The organism is Candidatus Erwinia haradaeae, from assembly GCF_900698995.1.
Lineage (GTDB): Bacteria > Pseudomonadota > Gammaproteobacteria > Enterobacterales > Enterobacteriaceae > Erwinia_E > Erwinia_E haradaeae_C.
Genome location: NZ_LR217735.1, coordinates 610,615 through 629,635 on the forward strand (window position 1 = coordinate 610,615; position 19,021 = coordinate 629,635).

The following is a 19,021-nucleotide window of genomic DNA, read 5'->3' on the forward strand; positions in this document are numbered from 1 at the left end:
GTTAAATATCTACGATAAAAACTAATACATCAATAAACTTTTAAATGTATATACTAAGATATATAATTTTTATTATTTTTGATGATAAAAATATAAAATAACATCTTATATATAAATGTTAGATAATATTAATTGCCTTTATAATTATCTTTAGTCGTATTTATCAATACATTTATTAAAACTATAGTCTTCATTTTCGTCAATACTTATAGTATTATTAAATTTTTATATAAAACATTCGATAGATATTTAAGTAAAAGATTTTTTATCTATTACATATCAGTCCTTCTTAAGTTTTTACAATCTAATTTAGTCACGAGCAATGTATGCTATTTATTATTAATTCAATTGATAATACATAAGTTATACAATTTTTAAAATATCAAAAATTGACACATAACAGATTATAAATCCTTTTTCTAAATTTTGATTATATTTTTTTATCTTGACGCATATGTAAATCTATTGGTGTTTTGCTTAATTTTCCAGGAATTTCTCGTACTAATTTTGGAACCATATAGCCTGAAACCCTCGTGATAAAATCACGAAAAATTATACGCGCACGATTATCACTAACATAAAAATGCGCTGAACCCTGTACTTTATCTAAAAGATGCAAATAATATGGGAGAATGCCAGCATCAAACAGCGCATTACTCAAAGCTGCAAGTGTTACTGCATTATCGTTAACATTACGCAAAAGAACGCTTTGATTAAGGCAAGTTACACCTGAACGTGTTAACATCAAGATGCCATTGGACAGCTGATCATTAATTTCCTGTTCGTGATTGATATGGGTCACTATTAACACTTTTAATCGTGACTTCTCTATACGCCGGCAAAATGCTGCAGTAATGCGCTGCGGGATAATGACTATAAGACGAGTATGTATTCTTATACGCTTCAGATGTGGAATTTTTTCAAGTTGCGTAAAAAGCCAGCTTAGCTCATCATCTGTTGCTATCAACGGATCACCTCCAGATAAAATAATCTCATCTATATCATTTTGTTTTTGGATATACTGCACAGATTTTTGCCAATTAACCTTATTTCCTTTATGCTCTTTGTAAGGAAAATAACGCCGAAAACAATAACGACAATGTATCGCACAGTGACCTTTTACTAAAAATAATGCACGATTATGATATTTATGCAATATGCCAGAGAACATATAACTTCTCTCACTTAACGGATCAGTATTATAACCAAGTGTGCTAATCAACTCGCTTTGTGAGGTAGCCACTTGTAAAAACAAAGGATCTTTAGGATCTCCTTTTCGCATTCTTTCGACAAAAGAACGTGGAACGCGTAAAGAGAAAGAGTCTTTTACAGTTTTTTGTGCCACGAGATCAGAATGATGAGATAATCCCAATAATTCTAATAACTCATTAAAATCAGTGATGACATTGGTGAGTTGCGATATCCAATCTTCTTGAATAAGAGTCTGATTATGTAAGGATGGTTTCATATTTTTAGATATATTAAAATTATTTAGCTTCATGCTAATTATTAATTATAGAGGACCAGTTATGCCAACTTATTCTGTTAACAATTTTCGTCCTGGCTTAAAAGTTCTATTTGACGGTGAACCATGTTCTATTGAATCCAGTGAGTTTGTTAAACCAGGAAAAGGGCAAGCCTTTGCACGAATTAAAATGCGCCGGTTATTAACAGGAGGGCGACTAGAAAAAACATTTAAAGCTACGGAGACACTCTGTAGAGCAGATATACAGGAGAAAAGCTTGCATTATTTATATAATGATAGTGTATTTTTTTATTTTATTCATCCAAAAACCTTTGAACAGCATGAAATTAACGTGACTATTGTAGGTAATACCGCTAAATGGTTATTTCGTAATGCTGAATGTATTATAACTCTATGGAATAATAAACCTATACAAGTTTTTCCACCAAATTTCGTAGAACTGGAGATTATTGACACAAACCCAGGTTTAAAAGGTGATACTACCAGTACAAGTACTAAATCGGCTCTTCTTTCTACCGGCACTATAGTAAAAGTACCACTATTTATCAAAATTGGTGAAATTATTAAAATAGATACTCGATCAGGTGAATATGTTTCACGAATAAAATAAAATTTATATCATAATACTATATAATATATTTAATATGAACATAAAATTTTTTTTAAACTTTGTAGAATATATTTAGGTTTATATAATAAAGATCAATCTATTTTTACTAGCAGATAAAAACAACTAATTGTATATTGTTCTATTTATTTTAACTGAAACTTTAAAAGTTCTATGATCATGCTTTTAAAATTGATCTATATATTACAATTTAAAACTAAAAAATCAAAATATAAATATCTTTATGAGTTACCTGATTTAAAGCATGTATATATATTTTATGCTACTTCAAAACTCTCTTATGTAGCTAAAATTTCCACTTTAAGTATATATTTAATATTTTATTTTACATTTGCTTCACAATAAAAACTGTCTATCACAAAGCGACATCAGACCAAACTTGATTAAGTCAATTGTTATGGTTGTAAGACGTTGTGAGCTTAAATTAATAAAATCACCTTTAATCATTTTTAATGATAAAATGCCTCTAGAGGTTCTGAGTTTAATTTATTGCAGTATTTAATATAATACCCTCTATAGATCTCACTATATATCTTATTGATAAAAATCAAGTATTACATATATTAGAGATACATGTTTTATTTTAAAATGAAGCTAATAAAAGAGAAAAAATCATTATGATTTATTTCTATCTACTTATCATCATACAAGAAATTATTGATTTTTAGAGTGCTGACTTTAATTTGCCTAAACGCTGTGCAATTTTTGTTAAATCATCAAGTTTACATAAATACACAAAAAAATTTTTATCTCTAAGGAATTCTGTAATAAAACAAGTAATGTATATCCTTAAGATATGCCCAATTTGTGATCTAATGTTTAATTATAAAAATTAATAGTATCATTAAATATTTTATTAGGTATATAAGTCTAACTTGATGCATTATATTTTTAGGCAGTTTTTGCTAAATAATTAAATTTATTCTTTTTCATTATCAATGTTGTTCTGTAAAGGCTTGACAATATGTAGTATAAGAATTTTCTTTTGCAGAATATTTACTAATACCTTATTGCAAGGAATTAGAGAAGATTTACCGCAAAATAAGAAAATAATAATGATATCACTATAGATGATAGTATCTTATTTTGATTTACACAAAAAATCATTCGAACATCTTCTATATACATCTTTGTTGGAGTGATTTATGAATAAAGCAAATAACATTATAAAAGACGGACTATGGAAGAATAATTCAGCACTAGTGCAGCTATTAGGACTCTGTCCACTACTGGCTGTTACTTCTAACGCTACCAATGCCCTTGGTCTTGGTATAGCAACCACAATAGTATTATTTCTTACTAATAGCACTATTTCCATATCGCGACATTGGATTCCTTATGAAATTCGCATTCCAATTTATGTAATAATTATTGCAGCAGTTGTGAGCTGTATAGAAATGCTAATAAATGCTTACGCTTATGATTTATATCAATCATTAGGTATTTTTATTCCACTTATTGTTACTAACTGTATAGTAGTTGGTCGCGCAGAAATGATAGCATCAAAAAATAATGTCTTTTTATCAGCCTTAGATGGGATAGTAATTGGTTTAGGTGCTACTAGCGTAATGCTATTCTTAGGATCAATGCGAGAAATTATTGGGAATGGAACTATTTTTAATGATGTGGATCATTTATTAGGTTTATGGGCTAAATCAATAAAAATAGAAATCATACATTTTGATTGGCCGCTATTATTAGCAATTTTACCACCCGGTGCCTTTATTGGTCTAGGATTAAGTTTAGCCTTAAAATATTTCATTGAGAAACAATTAAAACATCACAAAAACATTTAACATAGCAACATTTTGTTATTTTTGTGTGACAGTATAAGAGGTATAAATTGAATAATACAAAACGTAAAAAAATTCTAATGCGACTACAGGAAAATATACCAAAACCTATAATAGAATTAAATTATACTTCTCATTTTGAGCTGTTAATTGCTACTGTACTTTCTGCGCAAACTACTGATATTAGTGTTAATAAAATTACTGAGAAGTTATATCCGGTTGCAAATACTGCTTCATCGATGTTCGAACTTGGTATAGATAAAATAACAGAGTACATACGAACTATTGGTTTATGGAAGACAAAGGCTAATAATATTATAAATCTCTCTCGTATCTTACTGGAAGATTATAATGGCAATGTTCCTAATAACAGAGAGGCTCTAGAGTCTTTACCTGGCGTTGGTCGAAAAACTGCTAATTTGGTTCTAAATACTGCTTTCGGTTTTCCAACGATTGCTGTTGATAGGCATGTTTTTCGCGTATGTAACCGAACTAATTTTGCAGTAGGTCAAAATGTTAAGGTAGTAGAAAATAATCTATTGAAATTTGTACCTAAAAAACTTCAAGTGCATTGTCATTATTGGTTTATCTTACACGGTCGTTATACATGCTTAGCACGTAGACCTAAATGTTTTTTATGTAAAATAAAAGATTTATGTGAATTTGAGAAAAAAGTTGATCTTTGAGTTCTACATAAAAGATTAAATTTATCGATCTAATTAATCATATTGATAATATATCATCTCATGTATCTCTTAAAATAGTAAATATATTAAACATTATCTATTCGTTATTCTCAGCGATCACTATCTATAAAAATCATTGAAGTTATTAAGAATAGATATAACTATATATGATCTTCTATAAGAGTTATATTCATCAAATTCTTGATATAATATAGGTGAGCGCTATTTAGCTATGGTTGCAAAGATGCTCAAATAAGAGATTAAAATTAAAAAAGTAAGAGTTTGCAGGCTACTCATTTCAATTTAATAGATTTTAAAACTAATCAAATAAATATCATAATATATTTTTTATACTCAGTAATCAAGCATAATGAATAATCTCAAGATTATAAATTAATCAAAAAATTAGAATATTACAAAAGATCAAATAAAAAATATATATAATATCATTTTATCCTTTTTGAATTCAAGAATGGATTCTAAATTTTATGTTTTCTTGTAGAAATTAGTTTGATAATTTCTATAAAAGAATCGAGTCTTAAAGAGGAAGAACCCACTAAAACTCCGTCAATATCAGGCTGAGAAAATATTTCAGCTGCATTATTTTTTGTTACAGACCCGCCATATTGTATAATTAACTGATCAGCTACCTTAGAATCTTTCTGTGCAATATGATCACGGATAAATTTATGTATAGTTTGAATTTGTTCGGAAGTGGCGGCGCATCCTGTTCCGATAGCCCAAATTGGTTCATATGCAATAACTGTATTTTGAAATACGTTTGCGCCATGTAGTTGAAGAATAACATCAATCTGACGGGCACATATTGTTTTAGTTTTACCTGCCATTTTTTCAGCAGCTGTTTCACCAATACATAGTACTGGAATAAGATCTGTATTTTTTAATGCAAAAAATTTCTTTGCAACAACTTGATCATCTTCTAAATGCAGAGATCGACGCTCAGAATGACCAATAATAACATATTTTACGCCAATATCTTTTAACATACTAACAGAGATTTCACCAGTGAAAGCACCTAAATGATGCATGTCAACATTTTGAGCTCCGAGCAATAATGTACTATTATACATCGCTTTCTTAGCCTGATCAAGATATACCATTGGGGGCGCAATCACCACTTTACAACCTTCTATTCCATAAAGATTATGACATAAACCAGCAATAAATGTATCTATAAATTTTTTGCTTCCATTGAGTTTCCAATTGCCAATAACAAGTGGATGACGCATATTATTTATTCTCCATGACAAAATTTATACCCATGAATAAACTTACTAAGATATTTAGAAAAAATACTTTGGATTACTTAATTTTTGATAGAGATAACCCTCTATTTTAATATAAATTTTGATTAATGACTGACTATGACTATATATGCGACGTATAATAAATACTAGTATACAATATTAATAAAATGCTTCTATTAAAAGAAGATTTCATTTGGTTACAAAGAGCTTTGATAGTATCATGCACACTATTAAAAATCTCTGTTAATATAAAACACCTGAACGTTATAACTTTCTATTTTATACAAGAGTATAAAAAGGCACTCTATAATAACTTATTTAGATTTGAATTTTATTAAAAATCATATTGATTTTGTAGATAGCTAACTATTAAAGAACTATTAAAGATAGAGGTGATATATAACAATCTACATTGTAGACAACTTATTATTTTTAGTGTATTTATAAAATATAAAGCACGCATCTATATTTATGTCCTGTAATGTACAGATCATGATATAGTTGGTGTATTAAAAATACATTATAAAAATCTTTCACATAAAATAGACTTTAACTAATAATAAAATAAATTGTCAGAAATAGGATCTACTAAAAGCGCCTCATTGTTAAGTTATGATGATATTTCTTAGATAACAACCTAAATATTAAATCTAGTTATTTTGTAATATAAAAATATCTTTATCAAAATAATCATAACAATTATAATATCTAGAATAAAAATGCTATTAAGGTGCGTCATTCTAGCAGTGATTGACTGCTAGAATGATAAAGTTTTTTTATCACGTCAGAATTTATCGTAGTTATTATTCATGATATTATATAATGAGAATGTATATAAGTTCACTATAGATATAATGTATTTAAAGTATAGGTATAATGTATTTAAAGAAACATTCAATAGCAGCATACTTTCTAAATGGAATTTTTTTCAATTTTATATCATAAGTAGATATACCAATCATATTGGTAATTTTAATTAACATCAGTACAATACTAATATGTACATATTTAATATGTATACTAATAATGTTTATATATTGAAAATTATGCATATCTTTATTCAAAGATAGTATCATTTTTTAAAAATATTTACTTATCTAATAAGATTTTAATATTATGCTTGATCTCAATTTAGTTAATAATCGTATACAGAACCTTGTTCAGCGTTACGCTGTATTAAAAAATATCTCATGTTATAGCGTAAAAGTAGAACGTCTTCAAGAGATACACGAAGAGTTAGAAAAATCCAATCTTTGGAGCACACCTAATCGCGCTCAAGCACTCGGTAAAGAACGCTCTATATTAGAAGAAATTATTAAATCCTTGCATCATATGCAAAAAGAATTAGAAGAAGTTTCTAGCTTATACGGTTTAGCAAAAGAAATTTTCGATGAAGCAATATATGAAGAAATTTTAACTAAACTTCAAACTCTAGAAAAAAAAATTAATGAGCTGGAATTCCAAAAAATGTTTCAAGGAGAACATATCAATTCTGACTGCTATATGGATATTCAAGCTGGATCTGGAGGCACTGAGGCTCAAGATTGGGCTAGAATGCTACTTCGCATGTATTTACGTTGGGCGGAGCTAAAAGGTTTTAAAACTAAAATTATAGAAGAATCTTATGGTGATATCGCTGGTACTAAATCTGCGACACTTAAGATTAGCGGAAATTACGCATATGGATGGTGTCGGACTGAAACTGGTATTCATCGACTTGTTCGAAAAAGTCCTTTTGACTCTGGAGGGCGACGTCATACATCATTTAGTTCTGTATTTATTTATCCAGAAGTTGACGAAAAAATTGATTTAATAATTAACTCTGCAGATTTACGTATAGATGTGTATCGTGCTTCTGGCGCAGGTGGTCAGCATGTTAACAAAACTGAATCAGCAGTTCGCATTACTCATCTACCAACTAATATTGTTGTGCAGTGTCAAAGTGATCGTTCTCAACACAAAAACAAAGATCAAGCATTTCAGCAGCTACGAGCGAAACTATATGAATATACCATGCAACAGAAAAAAATAAATCAAAAAACGATGGAAGAAAACAAATCCAATATTACTTGGGGTAGTCAAATTCGTTCTTATGTTTTAGATGATTCACGCATTAAAGATTTGCGAACTAATCTAGAAACACGAAATATTCAAGAGGTTCTAGACGGTAATATTGATTTTTTTATTGAGGCTAGTTTAAAAGCTGGTTTATAATTAGGAGAATACATGCCACAAAGAGAGCCACAAACTAATGAAAAAGATCTTTATCAAAATAAAGAAATACAACAACGACGTGCAAAACTGGCTGCTATACGTACAGTAGGTCAGGCATTTCCTAATAATTTTCGCCAAAAGCATATTTCTGATCAGCTTCATAGACAGTATGATAAAGTAGACGCAAAAGAATTAGAATTACTAAACTTAATTGTAACAGTTGCTGGTCGTATTATAACACGACGCGTGATGGGAAAAGCTTCTTTTATAACGTTACAAGATACAGATGGTCGTATTCAACTATATATTTCTCATAATATCTTATTAGAATATCCGACTCAAGAAAACTTTAAAACATGGGATCTAGGAGATATTATTGGTGCACAGGGAAAATTATTTAAAACACAAACTTGTGAACTTTCAATTTACTGTAGTGAGCTGCGTCTATTGACCAAATCTTTGCGTCCATTACCAAATAAATTTCATGGACTTCTTGATCAAGAAGCTTGTTACAGGCAACGTTATTTAGATCTTATTACTAATCCAGACTCACGAAAGATCTTCCAAATTCGATCACAACTGATAGCTAGTATAAGAAAATTTATGGTAGAGCGTAATTTTTTAGAAGTAGAAACTCCAATGATGCAAGTTATTCCTGGAGGAGCATCTGCTCGTCCATTTATCACTCATCATAATGCTTTTAATATTGATATGTACTTACGAATTGCGCCAGAACTATATCTTAAGCGCCTGTTGGTAGGAGGGTTTGAACGTATATTTGAAATTAATAGAAATTTTCGTAACGAAGGTGTATCTACGCGACATAACCCAGAGTTTACTATGATGGAGATGTACGCAGCATATTGTGACTATAAAGATTTAATGAAATTAATCCAAACTTTATTTTGTGCGTTAGCAAAAGATATTTTAGGTAATCTTATTGTACCATATGGGCAATATTCTTTTAACTTTGGGGAAGCCTTTGAAGAACTTACAATGAAAGAAGCAATCACAAAGCATCATCCACAAATTAGTATTTTAGCGCTCAACAATTTTAATACCTCATTACAAATTGCTAATTCTTTAAATATACACATTGAAAAAAATTGGGGCCTAGGTCGTGTAGTCACAGAAATCTTTGAAAGAACAGTAGCAGAATTCTTAATTCAACCAACTTTTATCACAGAATACCCAGCGGAAGTATCTCCATTAGCACGCTGTAATGATATTCACCCAGACGTCACTGACCGTTTTGAATTTTTTATTTGTGGTCGTGAAATCGGTAATGGTTTTTCAGAACTCAATGACCCAGAGGATCAAGAAAAACGTCTGCTTAAGCAAGCTTATGCAAAAAATATGTTAGGTGATTATGAAGCGATGTTCTATGATAAAGATTATATTACTGCATTGGAGCATGGATTGCCTCCATGTGCTGGACTAGGGCTTGGCATTGACCGTATGGTTATGATTTTTACGAATAGCCAATCTATTCGGGATGTTATCTTATTTCCATTGCTTCGCCCACATAATAAATTAAAAAAAGATCTGAAAAAATCATTTTAATATAAGATTGACTTCTTAAACTATTACAGTTTACAAATTAACTGGTATCTATCAAAACTGATTGATTTTATTGTATTTTACACTCAGGATTTTAAAGATTAATTTAAAAAATTTTCATCGTTTATCAAAGATAAATACGATCTTTTTTGTAAAATTAATCAAAATATATCAAAAAAATCACTGCTTCCAAAAATTATTTAAAATATATATCATATAAATAATGATAAATTTTATTATAGTAGTTCGTTATTTAATGGCTAGTATCTATCTCATCAAAACTTTTAACTAAATCATCAATGGCTTTTATTTGTACTAAAAAAGGCTCTAGCTGATCAAGTGGTAAAGCAGAATCCCCATCACATTTTGCTTGTGATGGAGATGGATGAGCTTCAACAAAAAGACCTGCAATGCCAACTGCAAGTCCAGCGCGAGCTAGTTCACACACTTTAGATCGTCTTCCACTAGAGGTTTTACTCATTGGAGAGCGATATTGCAAGGAATGTGTAACATCAAATATAACTGGATTATTTTTAGATACTTGTTTCATAATGTTAAAACCTAACATATCAACCACAAGATTATCATAACCAAAACTTACGCCACGTTCGCATAGAATAACATTTTCATTCCCCATTTTAGAGAATTTGTTAACAATATTTCCTACTTGATCTGGACTAAGAAATTGTGGTTTTTTAATATTTATAACTGAGCCAGTTTTTGCCATTGCATTAATTAAGTCAGTTTGACGCGCAAGAAAGGCAGGTAACTGAAGGACATCTACTATGCTGGAAACTATCTTGACTTGATTTGCTTCATGTACGTCCGTCATAATTTCAACGCCAAAACTATTCTTAATATCTTGAAAAATTGTCATACTTTCATCAAAACCTAAACCACGATATGAAGAAATAGAAGAGCGATTAGCTTTATCAAAAGATGCTTTAAATATATATGGAATTCCAAGTTTCTCTGTTACTCTAAGATAATGTTCACAAACATACATCGCTAAATCGCGTGATTCTAGAATGTTCATTCCGCCAAACAATACACTTGGTAAGTTATTTGCCACCTGAATATTTCCAATATTCACTATTTTATGTTTCATCGTGCCACCTATTATATTCAGGAGGGGAAGAGAGTTATAATGTTAATTTGATGCCATTATATAAAAACTAAAGCAATTGTAGTATAATATACTACATATAACATACATACTTATAAAAACATGTATAGATATTATACAATTACCTGTTTTGATAAATTTAAAATCTTACAGTTTATTATATAATAATCTGTTGATGCAAATATCATTATAAGTTTTAATTGAGCTATCTATTTAACATAAGATTACATTCTAAATAATGAGGTTTAGATGTTTTTAAATAATTGAATGTATTGTTCATTCAGTAATAATAATTATTTTTAGATGCTTTTATTTAAGAAAATAACACAATTAATACTGTTACTTCATACATGAAACACTATACTTATCTTTATTTATAATCTACTTAAATATTTTTATTTATAAAAAAGCGATCATCTATATTTTTAAAATATGATCAATATCACTATAATATTAAGTTAATATTTATTATTAACCAAATATGATCTGATATTAGATAAATCGATGTCAGATTCCTTTATCAGCAAAGCACCGAGAGCACTGATTCATTATTTTATACATTCTATCATTCATTTATTTTAAAAGATTTAAGCTTCCTGAAGCTAGATCATTGCGGTATAGTATTTTTTAAGATTCGCATGTAATGGCAAGATTTGTAAATAAGACCTGATCGTTGAAGAATTCGAACGTAAATTAGTTTATATTTTTTTAAAACAATCATTACTGCCAAGTAGTCTACATTATAGATTCCTATTTTTATAAGGGATTTAATAGTTATATTTATTGAAGATGCATCATAGAAAAATAACATAAGACTAGTATTGATATTTATAAATAAGATCGGTTGAATATAGATTATTAAATGGAGTCTAACATGCCTAACAGTAATCTCATAAAAGAACTAGAAGAAAGAGGCTTAGTTCACCAGATCACTGATAAAAACAACTTACAAAAACAATTAGAACAAAAAACAATAACACTCTATTGCGGTTTAGACCCTACTGCTGATAGTTTACATGTTGGACATTTAGTGCCATTGTTATTTTTAAAAAAATTTCAAAATGAAGGTCACAAGCCTATCCTATTACTAGGAGGCGCCACCGGTCTGATTGGGGATCCAAGCTTTAAAGCAGATGAGCGTATGTTATGTAATGTACTAGATGTAGTTCGATGGACAGAAGTAATTCATCGTCAACTTGCTCATTTTTTAGATTTTTATTGTAAAAATAATAACGCTATTATAGTAAATAATTATGAATGGTTTCACACCATGAGCATGATAAAATTCCTACGTAATATTGGTAAATACTTTTCTATTAATCAAATGATTAACAAAGAGGCAGTAAAAAAACGATTACATCGCAATCACCAAGGTATTTCTTTTACTGAATTTTCCTATAACTTATTACAAGCATATGACTTTACTTACTTAAATAAACATCATAATGTAATTTTACAAATTGGTGGATCAGATCAATGGGGCAATATTATTTCAGGTATTGATCTTACTAGACGCATCAATCAGACACAAGTTTTTGGTATAACATTGCCGCTTCTTACAAAACCTGATGGAACTAAGTTTGGCAAAACTGAAGATGGAACTATATGGTTAGATGCAAAAAAAACTAGTCCATACAAATTTTATCAGTTCTGGATGAGCACTGCAGATTCTGATGTATATCGTTTTTTAAAAATTTTTACCTCTATGAGTATACATGATATACAAGCATTACAAAATGAAGATAAAAGTCGAGACCGTGCCCCCTCTGCTCAAAAAATACTAGCTGAACTAGTAACTGAATTAGTACATGGACATCAAGGCCTCTCGGCAGCGCGTAGGATTACACAAAGTTTATTTTCTGGACACATAACAGAACTAACAGAAGAGGATATTAAAAAAATACTGGAAGACGGTGCGCAAAATATTATCTTTAAGGAATCTAAAGATTTACAACAAGCATTAGTAAGCGCCTTACTCGCAACTTCGAGAGGTCATGCAAAAAAGTTAATTACTTCGCACGCTATTAATGTTAATGGTCATTTAAAGACTGATAGTGGATATATCTTCTGCCAATCAGATAAATTATTTGGTAAATATACTTTTTTGTGCCGGGGGAAGAAACATTATGTTGTAATCATTTGGTTAAAATAAATAATAACGGTATTTAGCACTCCGAACAATATTAATTGTTATAAAAAAATTTCCGAGTAAAGTAAAAATATTTACATAAATTTCAAGCTTATGATCCATATTTAATTATTTAATATTATTAAATCTCTGAAGAAAAACTTATCCTCTTCAAAAAAGATTAAGTAAATATTTTATGTAAAATTATGTCAGCTAGCAATTATAGTATGATATAAATCATTACATACTTACAGAGCATATATTCAATAAGATCTTCCTTTCTTTTTCTATGAAAGAACGAACTAATCACCACACAGTATATATTCCTCATCTAGTTTTATATTTAGTACTGTGTACATTAAGGCTGCAGCTTATTTTGAATAAAATTAATCTTATCTAGATAATACTAATTATCTCAACAGGATAGAGCAGTTGATACTTAAAAGCATTTTTAATATAAAGGTATATTTGTAGTCTTTTAACAGGGTACAAATAAGTTTTAAATGAAAAATTGATTAAACCGTAACATCTAGTTGTTACAGAATATACATTAATTCGATAAATTCAATTTATTCTATATTTTATAAATACCCATAATGTGTCTTATTTAGATTATCAGATCATCATCTATATTAAAACAACGTTTGTAGGTAAAGGTGACCTTTATAAAATACACAATAATATGTCTTTTATAATTTTTAAAAAAAATGATCGGAGCGTAAATAACATTCTACAAATGATACATATCTTTTTACATGTAAAGATTAAATTGCATAAAAACTTAATTCATTTCTTTTAAAAGAAAGATTACCTAGTTATTATGTCATTCAGTTTGTATGCATCTATGAATAACATTAAATTCTAATGATGTTATGAATCAATCTCATTTGCAATATTCTGTATAGATAATTCATCTAGATGGTCTATATGCGCTAGATTGGTATCTTTAGCTAAAAAATCATGATACTGGAAATAAGATTCCCTTACAAACACATAGGGATCTTTGGTTTCTTTTATAACATTGTCATAATCTAAAAGTTGAGCGCGAGTTTCAATACCCTCTAAAAACCACTTTCCAACAGACACCCACCATGTAAACCAATGATATGGTAGGTAGATATAATCTACAAGCCCCCCAAGATCTTCCCGAGGCGTAAAACTTCCGTAAATAGGTATGACAATATAAATCCCATAGCAAATTTTATAATGACCTAATATGCTACCAAATGCTCGATGTTCTTCTTGTTCTAATGCTAGATTGGTCATGCTAGCAACATCAATTAATCCGCCCATACCTAATAAGGTGTTTAAAAGTAATCTATTTAAATGTAATCCTGCCTTATATGGGTTACCTTCAAGTAAGTAGTTGACTATTGAGCTAGGCTCGCTAAGATTTTTGGTAACATTCCTCAGCCCATGACGAATAGGGATAGGTAAGGTATCTCGCCATAATAACGCTAATGGGCGTATGATATAAGGGTCTAAAATATTATAATTCCAATTAAAGATAACGCGATTAATACCTTCTAGTGGGTCTTTATGTTCTATAGGAATTCCACTCTTTACAGGCAAACTGATACAACCTGTCATGAGAATACCTGCAAACACTAATTTTGTGATCTGACGGCTCACAGAGTATTTTTCCTTTTCTAAAGTAATCAGTTTCGATGAATCATCCAAAACTAATGATTCTAGATTATACATGATAAAACCTAACCATACTAAACCTTATGATAATCTTATCTGTAAAAATATACTATTCTCTCTATCTCTTAACATATCCTATACATTTATGTATGTCTAAAACTAAATAATACTTTAGATCGTAAAACTTAATATGTAACTCGAACGCTAGTTATTTTAATGCATAAAAATTTTTTGATAATTAAGCAAAATTTTATTTTATAAAAACATTAATAATTTTTATCGTTTTTATCACTTTAAATATGTAATGTAGCTATAAAAAACACCGCTTTAAATATTTGAATTATATTCATACTACATAAGCTTTTCTATGCATAGCTGATGTTGTATTTTAGCTTAAAGAAATGATTGGCGTTACATTATTATAATGTTTGCCATATTTAGGATTTATAGCATAAAATAAATGAGTATCATTTGCCTTAAACTATGTTGTCTTTATAAGTTAATATTATTAATTATGTAAAAAAAAATAATAAATTGTTTAATGCAACCAATAAAATGATTCGTATTAGTAATCAATGCACGATTTACCTTAATAATATAAACAATTTTAAAAATAATATTAACGAAATTATCTAGTATGCTTTATTTAGGACAAATATAATGATTATCAGATTGATTTTTATTCTATTAATCATGGTTTTGTTATTTTTAATATAAATTCGTGTGGCTACATTAATGACATGGGTAAAATAAATTTTAATTAAATAAAATATTAATTTGAGCAATCTATAATAATAATTATAGTAATTATTAATTTATATATAACTTATTGTACATCAATACGCTAAATTTTATTCTGATATGCTAAATTATATGAAAAAAATAAGAATATTAATTTGAGGATATACGCAAGTTTTAAAAAGCAATATCAATGATTATAAATCATATCAACACATAAACGGTTTATATCTTTTATAGAAAAACAACATGCTAGTGCGTATAAAAGAACGCAAGAGCCTGGTAAAAAAATGAAACCCTGTCAAAAATAATCATATTTAAAATAAGATCAAGATAACCATGCAAGATAAAATAAATAATATTTTTATCGCTAATAATAGTGGTAAAAATTAATTTAGATATCGTAAAAATTTTAGATGAACAAGAGTTTTATTTTTATTTTTTACTATAGCCATCAAATTTACTTGATGCTTTAAATATTGTAATATAGCCTTGCATAAGGCTATATATAAAAGCCTATAATACCAAGCACTGCTCTGCAATGATTTACTAAATTCTACTTTGTCAGTAGAATTTAGTAAAATTATATAGGATAATATCCTACATGAAATAATACGCTCTTTATAACATAATTAATTTTATATAAACCTATGCAATATATCAGACAGCGATAATACAAGGCATATAAAAATATACTAAAAAATTGATATAGAGCGAAAGTACTAGACGCACATTACAAAAACCTCGCGCAAGTATATTTTCAAACACATGCTTACTCAGCATTCAAATTTATTACTAATTTAGTAATAATAAAACTCCATTAATACTCAAACATAGCTGAAATTGACTCCTCATTACTAATACGACGAATCGCTTCAGCTAGCATACCTGATAATGTAAGAGTACGTACAGTAGATAGAGCACGAATTTCTTTAGGTAATGGAATTGTATCACATACAACTACTTCATCAATCATTGAATTTCGTAAATTATTCACCGCATTTCCTGAAAAAATTGGATGCGTAGTATATGCAAAAACACGTTTTGCCCCTCGATATTTAAGAGCCTCTGCCGCTTTGCATAAAGTACTACCAGTATCAATCATATCATCTACTAATACACAATCACGCTCTGCTACATCACCAATGATATTCATTACTTGTGATATATTAGCACGTGGACGACGTTTATCAATGATTGCCATATCTGTATCATTAAGTAATTTAGCCATCGCCCGCGCTCTAACCACCCCGCCTATATCTGGAGAAACTACGATAGGGTTTTCTAAACCAATTTGTAACATATCTTCTAGAAGAATAGGACTTCCAAAGACATTATCCACTGGTACATCAAAAAACCCTTGGATCTGTTCAGCATGTAAATCCACAGTTAATACGCGATCTACTCCAACGCTAGATAAAAAGTCAGCGATCACTTTTGCAGTAATGGGAACACGCGACGATCGAACGCGACGATCTTGACGTGCATAACCAAAATATGGAATGACCGCGGTAATACGTCCGGCAGAGGCTCGCCGCAGAGCGTCAACCATAACTACTAATTCCATTAAATTATCATTGGTGGGGGCGCAAGTAGACTGGATAATAAAAATATCATCACCACGTACATTCTCATTAATTTGCACGCTCACCTCACCATCGCTAAAACGACCTACAGCAGCCTTACATAGTCTACTCTGAAGGCGATCCGCAACGCGTTGTGCTAATTCTGGAGTGGCATTACCAGCAAAAAGCTTCATATTAGGCACAAGAAGAACCTCAGGTTTTACATCTAGTAAAGAGACTAATCTAAGTAGAATATTGGTTTTTTACATTGTTTATATTTTAGATATAAATAGAGAATACATGCTATGTCAACGATAAAGGTATTTGCTTATTTATTTTGTCCTTATTTTTTCTATTTTCTCCTAAATCTAATAAAGAATCAATAATCAGAATTTATTACTTATCATGAGTTATTTTTTTGTCAATGAAAAATAGACAGCTATTATGCCACGAGGATGATGATAGAACTTGAACGTAATCATTATCATTTAACTTTTTTCTCGAAGCGCGGTACAGTAATATTGTATAATGGAGAAAGGTTGATTCCTCGAGCAATAAACCCTGCCCATCTTTTAGGAACTAAACTTAATACCTGGAAAGCTAATAATTTAGTAGAAAATTCTGCAAATACGCATGACCCTGTGCCAGTTAAATGAGGACGAGCGTGCGGTTTTACCCAAGAAATAAGCTGTTCAATTTCATTACAATGACTTCTAGCAACAATCTCGCAGTCATTATGAGATTCACCTAATAATAAGTCTCTAATCTGACGATAAGGTGTGTTCCTAGTAAGATTAGGATCATTAAAAATTTGAAAGGTGTTGATACCAACATTGGGGTAAATTACTAAATACCATTTGTTAGAAAGCACTATTGGGGTCAGAAGTTCACCAATCCCTGCAGAAAAAGAAGATAAACCGTAAATAAAAACTGGTACATCAGCACCAAGCTGTAAGCCTAAAGCTGCTAATCGCTCTACACTAAAATTTATATTCCATAAATAATTCAGTGCCACTAAGACAGTCGCCGCATTTGATGAACCACCACCTAGGCCGCCACCGATCGGTAATCTTTTTTTTATTTTTAAAGTAGCCCCCGCAAGATCAGGTAATTTGCCATATAATTTTGCCTGATCACGTAATAATTTTGCTGCACGGACAATAAGATTTTTTTCATATACCACACCAGGTAAAGATTTTAATAATATAATTTCACCACTTTGATTACTTTTTATCGAGAGAGTATCTCCATAATCGAGTAATTGAAATAAAGTTTGCAGATTATGATAACCATCAGAGCGCCGACCAATAATATGCAGAAATAAATTTAGCTTTCCTGGTGAAGGCCATTTAGTGATCATGATAATTTTCTATTGATCCAGTTTTAACTGAATGCATTGATTAGCCTGACGTAGCTCAATATAAGAAGGCATTTCTAGTTTATCGGGTGTTTTTCGATATCCTAAGTAAAAAATATGCAGTTGACTGCGTGATGCGCCAAAGCTTACTTCACGTAAATGAGACTCTGCATCAAGACTAAAATGAGTAGAATCTCCGGGTAGTCCCATGATCCACTGACTAAAATTTTTTAGTGAAATCATAATTCCAGTTAATTTATATATTATCTGTTCTGTATTGTTTTCATTAACAACATATTCACCTTCTCTATCATGAATATAGACCAATTTATCTTTTTTTTCTAATTCTAACTCTGTCATACCTAATAAATTGGTCAATAAAAATTTATAGTGATTAAGTGAAATTTGTTTCCAGTAGAAACGAGCTAATAGTTTTTGATTATTAGAGTAAAAGAATAATGTGCCATGAGTTTGATACTGAGTAAGCGCCTTAATTAATTTTTTGTGATGATTCCATTTTGAATTAATATTAATTACACTGACAACTTTTGTTGTTAAGTAATGATCTTGGCTACATGCTACTAATAATATCAACAAAATATAAATTAATTGCTTCAAGCGAAAATGGAGAAAAAATAATAACATTATAGGATAGGATCCTTAAGAGAACCAGTTCAGTTGTAGTGATGCGTCCGGCCTTAATGCTAATTAAGCGTGCTAACCCATAAACAAAAAAAAATTTTCTTAATAAACCTCTTATTATGTCTGCTATATCCATTCTATTAAGTCATCTAGTTTTTACCTATTGATTATGGTGATCTTATT

The 19,021-nt window shown here is 29.7% G+C and carries 14 protein-coding genes; 6 read left to right on the plus strand and 8 right to left on the minus strand.

Features of this window, described 5'->3' with window-relative positions:
• Positions 1-430 precede the first annotated feature (430 nt).
• Positions 431-1,468, minus strand: coding sequence for an EF-P beta-lysylation protein EpmB (gene epmB / locus ERCISPPA3004_RS01940; RefSeq protein WP_157990437.1), 1,038 nt, complete (start codon positions 1,466-1,468; stop codon positions 431-433).
• A gap of 61 nt (positions 1,469-1,529) precedes the next feature.
• Between epmB and efp the strand changes: the two genes are divergently transcribed.
• The 3 genes from efp to nth all read left to right on the plus strand — a co-directional run bounded on the left by efp (position 1,530) and on the right by nth (position 4,593).
• Positions 1,530-2,096 carry an elongation factor P gene (gene efp / locus ERCISPPA3004_RS01945; RefSeq protein ID WP_157990438.1) on the plus strand — a complete coding sequence of 189 codons (567 nt, stop codon included), beginning with the start codon at positions 1,530-1,532 and terminating at the stop codon, positions 2,094-2,096.
• A 1,163-nt stretch (positions 2,097-3,259) separates the two neighbouring features.
• The gene (locus ERCISPPA3004_RS01950) at positions 3,260-3,910 is read left to right on the plus strand and encodes an electron transport complex subunit E (RefSeq protein ID WP_157990439.1); all 651 of its coding nucleotides are present in this window, start codon (positions 3,260-3,262) and stop codon (positions 3,908-3,910) included.
• Positions 3,911-3,957: 47 nt separating this feature from the next.
• Complete coding sequence (gene nth / locus ERCISPPA3004_RS01955) at positions 3,958-4,593, plus strand: endonuclease III (RefSeq protein ID WP_157990440.1); 636 nt, start codon at positions 3,958-3,960, stop codon at positions 4,591-4,593.
• A 479-nt stretch (positions 4,594-5,072) separates the two neighbouring features.
• On the opposite strand, the gene tpiA is transcribed toward nth, so the two are convergent.
• On the minus strand, positions 5,073-5,843 hold the full coding sequence (tpiA, locus tag ERCISPPA3004_RS01960) for a triose-phosphate isomerase (protein ID WP_157990441.1): 771 nt from the start codon (positions 5,841-5,843) through the stop codon (positions 5,073-5,075).
• A gap of 1,134 nt (positions 5,844-6,977) precedes the next feature.
• Between tpiA and prfB the strand changes: the two genes are divergently transcribed.
• Together prfB and lysS are read left to right on the plus strand one after the other, a co-directional pair.
• Positions 6,978-8,075, plus strand: a complete 1,098-nt coding sequence (gene prfB / locus ERCISPPA3004_RS01965; protein ID WP_157990442.1) for a peptide chain release factor 2 — start codon at positions 6,978-6,980, stop codon at positions 8,073-8,075.
• A gap of 12 nt (positions 8,076-8,087) precedes the next feature.
• Positions 8,088-9,638 carry a lysine--tRNA ligase gene (lysS, locus tag ERCISPPA3004_RS01970; RefSeq protein ID WP_157990443.1) on the plus strand — a complete coding sequence of 517 codons (1,551 nt, stop codon included), beginning with the start codon at positions 8,088-8,090 and terminating at the stop codon, positions 9,636-9,638.
• Positions 9,639-9,888: 250 nt separating this feature from the next.
• Here lysS and kdsA read toward each other — a convergent pair whose 3' ends face one another.
• Positions 9,889-10,743 (minus strand): 3-deoxy-8-phosphooctulonate synthase, encoded by an 855-nt coding sequence (gene kdsA / locus ERCISPPA3004_RS01975; protein ID WP_157990444.1) that lies wholly within the window; start codon positions 10,741-10,743, stop codon positions 9,889-9,891.
• An 892-nt stretch (positions 10,744-11,635) separates the two neighbouring features.
• Between kdsA and tyrS the strand changes: the two genes are divergently transcribed.
• The gene (gene tyrS, locus ERCISPPA3004_RS01980; protein WP_157990445.1) at positions 11,636-12,913 is read left to right on the plus strand and encodes a tyrosine--tRNA ligase; all 1,278 of its coding nucleotides are present in this window, start codon (positions 11,636-11,638) and stop codon (positions 12,911-12,913) included.
• A gap of 846 nt (positions 12,914-13,759) precedes the next feature.
• Here the strand turns inward: tyrS and ERCISPPA3004_RS01985 are convergent.
• The 5 genes from ERCISPPA3004_RS01985 to ERCISPPA3004_RS02005 all read right to left on the minus strand — a co-directional run bounded on the left by ERCISPPA3004_RS01985 (position 13,760) and on the right by ERCISPPA3004_RS02005 (position 18,974).
• The gene (locus ERCISPPA3004_RS01985) at positions 13,760-14,521 is read right to left on the minus strand and encodes an MlaA family lipoprotein (protein ID WP_157990684.1); all 762 of its coding nucleotides are present in this window, start codon (positions 14,519-14,521) and stop codon (positions 13,760-13,762) included.
• 1,573 nt (positions 14,522-16,094) lie between these two features.
• Positions 16,095-17,042 carry a ribose-phosphate pyrophosphokinase gene (locus ERCISPPA3004_RS01990; protein ID WP_157990446.1) on the minus strand — a complete coding sequence of 316 codons (948 nt, stop codon included), beginning with the start codon at positions 17,040-17,042 and terminating at the stop codon, positions 16,095-16,097.
• A gap of 281 nt (positions 17,043-17,323) precedes the next feature.
• Positions 17,324-18,199 carry a 4-(cytidine 5'-diphospho)-2-C-methyl-D-erythritol kinase gene (ispE, locus tag ERCISPPA3004_RS01995; protein WP_157990447.1) on the minus strand — a complete coding sequence of 292 codons (876 nt, stop codon included), beginning with the start codon at positions 18,197-18,199 and terminating at the stop codon, positions 17,324-17,326.
• Between the two features lie 9 nt (positions 18,200-18,208).
• The gene (lolB, locus tag ERCISPPA3004_RS02000) at positions 18,209-18,793 is read right to left on the minus strand and encodes a lipoprotein insertase outer membrane protein LolB (protein ID WP_157990448.1); all 585 of its coding nucleotides are present in this window, start codon (positions 18,791-18,793) and stop codon (positions 18,209-18,211) included.
• Positions 18,768-18,974 (minus strand): hypothetical protein, encoded by a 207-nt coding sequence (locus ERCISPPA3004_RS02005; protein WP_157990449.1) that lies wholly within the window; start codon positions 18,972-18,974, stop codon positions 18,768-18,770. Before ERCISPPA3004_RS02005 ends, lolB begins: the two co-directional genes overlap by 26 nt.
• Positions 18,975-19,021 lie beyond the last annotated feature (47 nt).

What these genes read in the sequence shown, in the direction of transcription:
- tyrS (WP_157990445.1), top strand. Translation starts at nt 11,636, where the DNA reads ATGCCTAACAGTAATCTCATAAAAGAACTAGAAGAAAGAGGCTTAGTT.
- ispE (WP_157990447.1), bottom strand. Translation starts at nt 18,199, where the DNA reads ATGATCACTAAATGGCCTTCACCAGGAAAGCTAAATTTATTTCTGCAT.
- ERCISPPA3004_RS01950 (WP_157990439.1), top strand. Translation starts at nt 3,260, where the DNA reads ATGAATAAAGCAAATAACATTATAAAAGACGGACTATGGAAGAATAAT.
- lysS (WP_157990443.1), top strand. Translation starts at nt 8,088, where the DNA reads ATGCCACAAAGAGAGCCACAAACTAATGAAAAAGATCTTTATCAAAAT.
- tpiA (WP_157990441.1), bottom strand. Translation starts at nt 5,843, where the DNA reads ATGCGTCATCCACTTGTTATTGGCAATTGGAAACTCAATGGAAGCAAA.
- efp (WP_157990438.1), top strand. Translation starts at nt 1,530, where the DNA reads ATGCCAACTTATTCTGTTAACAATTTTCGTCCTGGCTTAAAAGTTCTA.
- prfB (WP_157990442.1), top strand. Translation starts at nt 6,978, where the DNA reads ATGCTTGATCTCAATTTAGTTAATAATCGTATACAGAACCTTGTTCAG.
- kdsA (WP_157990444.1), bottom strand. Translation starts at nt 10,743, where the DNA reads ATGAAACATAAAATAGTGAATATTGGAAATATTCAGGTGGCAAATAAC.
- epmB (WP_157990437.1), bottom strand. Translation starts at nt 1,468, where the DNA reads ATGAAACCATCCTTACATAATCAGACTCTTATTCAAGAAGATTGGATA.
- ERCISPPA3004_RS02005 (WP_157990449.1), bottom strand. Translation starts at nt 18,974, where the DNA reads ATGGATATAGCAGACATAATAAGAGGTTTATTAAGAAAATTTTTTTTT.